We start from the raw sequence: 1,163 nt of genomic DNA, 5'->3' as shown, positions 1-1,163 counted from the left end.
CGGCGCGGGTCGAGGAACCCGGCAGTGTCCGGGCAGCGGACGTGGTCGCCCGAGTCGACGCGCAAGGACTGGACGACGGCGATTTGCGAACGCTCATTGAGGAGCACTCCGAAGCAGCGACCAGTCGATTGGATCCGTCTGCAGGGCGGATGGTCTCGGTGGTCTGGTTCGATTGTGGCGCGGAGAATCTGGGCCGGCTCGCAATAGTCGCGCACCACCTGGTCGTGGACGGGGTTTCCTGGGGAACCCTGCTCGAGGATCTCGCGATGGCCTGGGTGGCAGTCGAAGCCGGAGAGCCCGCCGCACTGGATGCCGTCGGAACTTCGCTGCGTACCTTCTCCCGCACGGTGGCCGAACACGCATACAGTGCTCATCGATTCGCCGAACTCGATCACTGGCTGACCGTGACCGCTCCGGGCGCACAGTTGATCCCCGATGCCGCGGGCGATGCCGTCGTATCCGGAGGCTCGAGGCGCACGGTCACGGTGGACGGAGCAATCTCCGAGGCAGCACTTGGATCGGTTGCGGCAATGGTGGGTGCCGAGGGAACGGATGTTCTGTTGGCAGCGCTGACGATGTCCGTCGATCGCTGGCGTCGCTCCACCGGCCGCAGTGAGTACGAATTGCTGGTCGATCTCGAACGGCACGGCCGGGAGGAGTTGGCGCCGGGAAACGATCTGTCGCGAACAGTCGGCTGGTTCACCACCATCGCGCCCATGCGACTGCACAGCGGAACCGATCCGGTGGATACCTTGCGTGAGGTGAAGGAGAGCCTGCGAAGTGCACCGGACGGCGGCATCGGATACGGGATGCTGCGGTACGTGAATGCCCGCACGGCAACGATATTGGCGGGGCGTTCCGAATCTCAGGTGCTGTTCAATTATCTGGGACGTGCGACGGCTCCTGGATCGACAGCATGGTCTCTGGCGGCGGAATCCGACGCTATGTCCACCGATCCCGACGCGGACATGGGAGGCCCGTACCGGCTGATCGTCAATGTCGTGAGTGTCGATTCGGAGCTTCGCGCCGACTTCGCCTGGGCAAGTGAAGATTTGTCCGATACTGACGCCGAAGTCGCTGCGCATCCCGAACGGCTCGGCGTGCGAGTTCCAGCCGGGCAGCGGCGAGTCGAAACGGTCCTGCAACTCCCGCCGCACATACAG

General features: G+C 64.4%; 1 pseudogene. It reads left to right on the top strand.

From position 1 onward, the window contains the following. Nucleotides 1-41 precede the first annotated feature (41 nt). A pseudogene (locus tag ABT116_RS48630) lies at nucleotides 42-986 on the top strand (condensation domain-containing protein); the annotation flags it as partial. Nucleotides 987-1,163 lie beyond the last annotated feature (177 nt).

It is taken from the genome of Streptomyces sp. NPDC002130 (assembly GCF_040296465.1).
GTDB lineage: Bacteria > Actinomycetota > Actinomycetes > Streptomycetales > Streptomycetaceae > Streptomyces.
Note: the sequence above shows the minus strand (reverse complement) of the source record. Positions and strands in the feature narration are given on the sequence as shown.